Raw genomic sequence first — 6,580 nt, 5'->3', positions numbered from 1 at the left:
CGAGTTGCAGTCCGCCGCGCGGGGTGGCGGCGAACTGCGCGGCTCAAAGAGCCGCAGAAGCTCGACCCAAAGCCCGGCCAAAAGCAAGACCCAACTCACCGCCCAAATCTCAGCCCAGCGCGGTGCGAAAATCGTGGCCGATTTTCGCGCCCGAAGAACAGACACAGCCCAAAGCACAGCCCAATTCTCCGCCCCGTGTCCGCCTCACTGCGGCTCCGCTTGCGCTCCGCCGCGTTTGCCGTCGCCCGCTGGGATTTCATCTCGATTTTGCTAACGCAAAACGAGTGAAATCCCTCTTAAGGCGGGCGGGCGACGGATTTTTTGCGCGAGCCAAGTTTTTCTGCGCGCCGTTCTTTGTCCCGCCTAAAACTGCCCTGCGCGGGCGGCGGCCGGGTGACCCCGGCAGGACAGAGCGATACTACGTATCGCTTAATCAGCTCGGCCCGGTTCTTCGATGCGCGCCCGCGCGATTCATCTATAATTCGGCTAACCGCCGAAATAGTTGAATCGCTTCTTTAGGCAGGGCGCGCGATCTGGACACTGCCCCGGCTAGAACTGTTCTCTTTGTGAACAAAGAGAACCAGAAAAACTTTAGAGCGCATCCCTACGGGATGCTCTGGCCGGATATACCCGCATGCGCAAAGCCTCAGCCCAACCTATTGCCCGCGCGCTCGACTTCCGACAAAGTCCACTCCAATCGGCGGGCAAAGGTACGAAAATTCCCACAAACTGCTACACCTATGATTTACAGCCTTTTACACATTTTTTTTTTCAAAACGATCGCCCGAATGGTGGAAATCACGATATAACCGGCTATTATCACGGCCGGAGCGGCCAATCGCAAAATCGCAATCAATAAAACGGAAATAATCAGAAAAACGTATCTGAGTTCATTCCCTCGCCAAGCCAATGACTTGAATTTCAACGAAAACATCGGTATATCACAGACCAAAAGGGCTGAAAAAACCACACTCAACCCGACGAGCACGACCGGACAGGAAATCCACCCGATCTGCCCGATCATCAGGGACAGGGAGACGAAAAACAGCGCGCAGGCCGGGGTCGGCAGGCCTCGAAACTCTTCGTGCTGCCGCTCGTCGATATTGAACTTGGCCAGCCGCAGTGCGGAACAGGCTGCGATCAGAAATCCGACATACGGCAACCATCCGCCCGCACTCGCCGTCAGCCTCAGCAACATATAGACGACGGAGGCCGGAACGAGTCCGAAACTGACCATATCGGCCAGCGAATCGAGCTCTTTGCCGATCGGTGAGCTGACATGCAACAACCGGGCAACGGCGCCGTCGCAAAAATCGAACACGGCTGCTGCGATCACGAGCCAAAATGCTGCTTGAAAATCGTATTCGAGAAACAACACGGAAACTGCCGCGCAGCCTGAGAGCAGATTGCACAGTGTGAGCAGGTTGGGTATGAATGCGATTATTTTTTTCATCTGTTTTCAGGGGTCGGGAACGGTGGCCCGAATCGGAGGCAAATGTACACAATATTCTTTTCATCCTCCCCGCCCCGGGCTTCCGCACCATCGACGATGGCGCACTGTGGTACGTCAATAACAGCGGGTATAGCTGGGCTGCTACAGCCAGTGACATCCATGGTATGTACTTGAGCTTCCACGCGAAAGCACTCCACCCCAGCAACTCGACGCACCGTGCCAGCGGTCTTCAGTTGCGCTGCCTCTCGGAATAAAACAGTGCAGAGCGGCACTCAAAAGCTGACCGGAACCACCCTAAATTAGGCCGCCCCCTGTTTGCATTTATTGCGGTTCAAAGAGCCGCGCGGGCCGGACGCCTCCCCCAGCGGGAGGGACGCACAGCGTCTTTTGCTGGCAGCCTCTACCCAAAGCAGCGCAGGCTCCGGCCCGCTACTCACTCAGCACAAATCTGCGCACCGTTCTACATCCGCGAGCCTGCGCGATTCATCTTTAGACGGGCCGGGCGAGCAATTGAAATATAATAACGATCGCTCGCAGATAAACCATGGGTTCTACTCGTCCAACACCAGGCCGCCGTCGTTCAACTGACGCACTCGACCCCGGGCCAACAAACGACGCAACATCGTCAATACCATCGTCGGACGACCCTCCACCGCTGCCAACAAGGCGCGCAAAGTCATCGACCTACCGGACGGAACCGACTCCAACACCCGCACGATCTCCCCCTCGATCCGACCGAAAGCATCGCTCGCCCGGAACATCTCGTCGGCCCTCCGCGACAAACAAACGTCACAAACTCCGCACGGTTCCGGATGCGGCTCGTCGAAATACTCCCTCAACAGCACGCTCCGACACTGCGAGCCGTTCTCCGCATATTCCGCCATCGCCGCGCCCCGCAACTCCTCCAGCTCCCGCCGCCGGTGATAGGTCGCCGGAGCGATCGCCACATCCCCGACCGGCAGCCGCTCCTCGTGCAAAATCAACAGAGGCGAACTCCGACGAGGGATATATCGGATCACCCGCATCACCGAGAGTTGGTAAAGCAGCTCTTTCACCCGCGCCTCCGTATACCCCGACATCCGGGCCAGATAGGCCTCGTCTACCGCCACGAACTCCGTAAACAAACCCGTATAAAGCCGCAACAGAATCCGAAGAAAGCTGTCCAGCTCCGTTCGATCGACCCGCAATTTGTAGAGCTCCTCGCGCGACATGCGGAACATGATCCGGGTCGGATTGTCCAGCACGTCCGTCAACGTCATGTAGCCGTTCAACTCCAACAATTTAATCGCATAAAACGCAGTAAGCGAATAGAATTTGAACCGTTTCGCGAACTCTTCCAAATCGAAATCGAAGACCGCCTCTTTCCCGCCCCCCACCGTCACCTGCAAGTGGTTGAAGATCGCTTCGTAGACCTGTCGCACCGTCCCCAACGGCGGATAGGCCGTCTCGATGCGCCGCCGGGCCGCCGTCGTGTCCATCCCGTTGTAGAGCAGCACCGCATAAGCGGGCAAACCGTCCCGACCGGCTCGTCCCGCCTCCTGGTAGTAGGCCTCCAGCGAATCGGGCATCCGTTCGTGGATCACGAACCGCACATCCGGTTTGTCGATCCCCATCCCGAACGCGTTGGTGGCCACGATCACCCGCACGTCGCCCCGCAACCACGCCTCCTGTTTCGCCGCCCGCAGCCGGAACCCCAGACCGGCATGGTAAAAATCCGCCGCAATCCCCTCTCCGATCAGCATCGAGGCGATCTCTTCGGTCGCTTTCCGCGTGCGCGCATAGACGATGCCCGAGCCCTCGACCCGGCGGATCACCCGTAACATCTGATCGGTCTTGTTCTCGCCGTTCCGCACCACGAACCGGATGTTCGGTCGCGCGAACGACCCCCGGAAAACCGCCGGATCGTCCAACTCCAGATGCCGCCGAATATCCTCCAGCACCAGCGCCGTGGCCGTGGCGGTCACGGCCAGAAACGGCACGCCCGGCAGCCACTCCCGCAGGCGGGCGATCCGCAGATAGGAGGGGCGGAAATCATACCCCCACTCCGAGATACAGTGCGCTTCGTCCACTGCCACCAACGCGACCTCCATCTTCCGCACACGGGTGTGGAAAATCCGCGTCTCGATCCGTTCCGGGGCGATGTAGAGCAGTTTCACATCGCCGTACACGCAATTGTCCAGCGCGATATCGATCTCGCGGGCCGACATGGCGGAGTGAATCGCCACGGCCCGCACGCCGCGCCGCCGAAGGGCGTCGACCTGGTCTTTCATCAGGGCGATGAGCGGCGTGATCACGATGGTCACCCCGGGCAAGGCCAGCGCGGGCACCTGATAGGTGAGCGACTTGCCGCCGCCGGTGGGCAACAGGGCGACCGTATCGCGTCCGGCCACCACCGAGTCGATAATCTCGCGCTGCAAGGGACGAAAGGTCTGATAGCCCCAGTATTTTTCGAGTATCTGCCTGGGGTCCGGCATGCTCTGATTAGTCGTCATCTTTCGGAACCGTAAAATAAACCGCATCGTAAGTCCGGTCGCTGCTATACCACGTCACGCCGTCCTCCGTCACCACATAGGCCCGCACCCGATATTTCATTCCTTTGCGGACATCATACGTGCTGCTGACCCGAACCTCGTACGACGAGCCGAGCACCGATCGGGCATCTTTCTTATGGTCTGAAACGGTGGGCGTCCCATACGAGGCGTAGTCCCAACAAAAACCCCTCTCTCGAAACTTCTGTCCCCGATCGTTCGCAATCCGAACCCGGAACGTAACCGATCCGTCGCTCGCCACCCGGGCTTCGAGGTTGCGGAACTCCACCCGGAAGTCGCTCGACCGGATATAGAGCGTCTGCACCTCGCCGTAGACCCGCCCGGCGGCGTTTTCGGCATAGGCACGATAATAATAGGTCTTGTCCAACGGAATCCCCTCGATCCGCGCCGTCATCCGGCCGACGGTGCCCCTGACCTCGACCTCTTTGCCGGAGAGATCGGGGCGGGAGGTGGGGCCGTGGCAAATCCCCCGCTCGGTGATTCCCACGCCGCCGTCCGAAAGCACTTCGCCTGTCACGACTGCCGTCGCCGCCGTATGGCTCACGACCCGCGAGTCGGTTCGCACCGTCGGCAGATACTGCTCGTAAGGCGGCACCTCTACCGACCGTACCGCACCATAGCCCCACCCGTATTCCGTCGTCACGAAAGCCCGATAGAGCCACCGTCCGGGTCGATCCACTGTCCGGGCCATGGAAAATCCGCCGTCCGCCGCCGGGGTCACCGTCCGCCAATGTGTCATATTCCGACCGAAATCCTCCTCAGCGATCCGCCATTCGATCCCGGCGCGCACCTCCCGGGCGCCATGCATCTCGACAACCCGTCCGGAGGCGGTCACCCGCCGGATCGATACCGTAGCCCCGCCGGCGGTCTCGACCTCGGGCAAGAGCTCCGGAGCCGGAATCCGCACGTGGGTCGAATCGCCATACCGCAGTTCCCAATCGTCCTCCAAATAAGCCCACACGGCATACTCGATCCCCCGCCTCAAGGTGTCGATCCGAACCCCGAACGTCTCTCCGACCGATATCCGCGAGGCCGCCTGCTCGGGCGCCGTTCCGGGCTTCGCCAGGCAGAAGCCGCACCGCTTTACGCTCCCATCCGTCTCGCCCACGACCGAGGAGGACAACTCCACTGTCCGCCCGTCTTCGGCAACCGCCCACTGCGGCTTCGCCGGCACGGCCCATATTCCGCCGTCGACCTTCGGAAAGACCTGCACGTAATCGCCGTATGCCATCCTCCCGGTCGCCGTCCGGACATAAGCCCGAATCACCACCTGTGTCTCGGCTCGGGAACAAAAAACGGTATACCGATTCTTCCGGCTCGGATCCTCCAGCCCGCTGCCATCGCCGTACTCCGGCAAACGGCGCGACGGATCGACGTCGCACAGATAGCAGACTCCCAACGAGTAGCGTTCCGCGGGCATGTTCCGTCCGGGCGCCAGCAGCACGTCAACGGTCGCCTCGGACTTCCGGGTCGCTACGATCCGAATGTCTGCCGAGAGCCGCCCGTCGCTCCCGCCCGTACCGCCTCCCGAGGGGCCGCTCCACGGCTCGTCGACCGTCTCGCACCCGAAGAGAAGCACGGCAAACGACAAAAACAACGCCCTCCAACGGGCTATACCTGACCTATTGTACTTCATATCGTCCGAGCCTCTGTCACCAAACAAATTTACGCAAATTAATCGTACCTTTGCTTCTCGCATTCATTCGACTGTATTTTTTAAGCAAATGCCACGCATTATATCTCCTTCTTTTTTGTCTGCCGACTTCCTTCGGCTGGGCGAGGCGGCCGAAACGGTCAACCGCAGCCGCGCCGAATGGTTCCATCTGGATGTGATGGACGGGATGTTCGTGCCGAACATCAGTTTCGGGCTGCCTGTCGTCAAGGCGTTGAGGAAAGCGACGGACAAGATGCTCGACGTCCACCTGATGATCGTGCAGCCGGAACGCTATGTGGCCGATTTCCGGGCGGCGGGGGCGGACTATCTGACGGTGCATGTCGAGGCTTCGACGCATCTGCACCGGACGTTGCAGGCGATCCGCGACGCGGGAATGCGGGCGGGGGTGGCGCTGAATCCGCATACGCCGGTGTGCGCGGTGGAGGAGGTGGCGGAGATGGCGGACATGATCCTGATCATGAGCGTCAATCCGGGTTTCGGCGGGCAGCGGTTCATCGCTTCGGCGCTGGACAAGATCGGCCGAATGAAAGACTTGCTCCTGAGAAAAAACAGCGCGGCGCTGATCCAGGTGGACGGGGGGGTGAATGCGGAAAATGCGGCTCAGCTGTTCGCGGCGGGGGCGGATGTCCTGGTAGCGGGAAATGCGGTCTTCGGGGCAGAGGATCCGGTGGCGGCTATCCAACAACTGATCGAAGCATAAATTCAAAGTACAATTTATTTGTATTTCCGCTCTTAGCGACCGTATTCAACTGTTCTTTTTGTTCACAAAAAGAACCAAAAAAACTTTCGACGGATGCTGACGCATCCTCCCGCTGCCGGCAGCCCACTTCTCGGTTTGTTCGTCGGGCTGTGGTTTTCCGGCGCAGCGCGCTAAATAATTGGGCATAATACCCTAAGCGCGCT

General features: G+C 59.8%; 5 protein-coding genes. 1 reads left to right on the top strand and 4 read right to left on the bottom strand.

The window, feature by feature from the left end; all coding sequences use genetic code 11:
* Positions 1-745: 745 nt before the first annotated feature.
* From pssA to QZ302_RS08010, 3 genes are all read right to left on the bottom strand, one after another.
* A complete protein-coding gene (gene pssA, locus QZ302_RS08020) occupies positions 746-1,453 on the bottom strand; it encodes a CDP-diacylglycerol--serine O-phosphatidyltransferase (protein WP_294594296.1) in 708 nt (235 codons plus the stop codon).
* Between the two features lie 551 nt (positions 1,454-2,004).
* Positions 2,005-3,927, bottom strand: coding sequence for a RecQ family ATP-dependent DNA helicase (locus tag QZ302_RS08015; protein WP_294594295.1), 1,923 nt, complete (start codon positions 3,925-3,927; stop codon positions 2,005-2,007).
* A gap of 7 nt (positions 3,928-3,934) precedes the next feature.
* Positions 3,935-5,638, bottom strand: coding sequence for a hypothetical protein (locus QZ302_RS08010; RefSeq protein ID WP_294594294.1), 1,704 nt, complete (start codon positions 5,636-5,638; stop codon positions 3,935-3,937).
* Positions 5,639-5,726: 88 nt separating this feature from the next.
* Between QZ302_RS08010 and rpe the strand changes: the two genes are divergently transcribed.
* The gene (gene rpe / locus QZ302_RS08005) at positions 5,727-6,377 is read left to right on the top strand and encodes a ribulose-phosphate 3-epimerase (RefSeq protein ID WP_294594293.1); all 651 of its coding nucleotides are present in this window, start codon (positions 5,727-5,729) and stop codon (positions 6,375-6,377) included.
* Here rpe and QZ302_RS08000 read toward each other — a convergent pair.
* The coding region (locus QZ302_RS08000) for a hypothetical protein (protein ID WP_294594292.1) at positions 6,352-6,580 on the bottom strand (229 nt) is incomplete at its 5' end. The two genes, rpe and QZ302_RS08000, sit on opposite strands and share 26 nt — an antisense overlap.

This window comes from uncultured Rikenella sp., assembly GCF_910579375.1.
Taxonomy (GTDB): domain Bacteria; phylum Bacteroidota; class Bacteroidia; order Bacteroidales; family Rikenellaceae; genus Rikenella.
This window is presented reverse-complemented; position numbering and strand designations above follow the sequence as displayed.

Excerpts from the sequence above, each read along its gene's own strand:
- pssA (WP_294594296.1), bottom strand. The coding sequence starts at position 1,453 with ATGAAAAAAATAATCGCATTCATACCCAACCTGCTCACACTGTGCAAT.
- QZ302_RS08015 (WP_294594295.1), bottom strand. The coding sequence starts at position 3,927 with ATGCCGGACCCCAGGCAGATACTCGAAAAATACTGGGGCTATCAGACC.
- QZ302_RS08010 (WP_294594294.1), bottom strand. The coding sequence starts at position 5,638 with ATGAAGTACAATAGGTCAGGTATAGCCCGTTGGAGGGCGTTGTTTTTG.
- rpe (WP_294594293.1), top strand. The coding sequence starts at position 5,727 with ATGCCACGCATTATATCTCCTTCTTTTTTGTCTGCCGACTTCCTTCGG.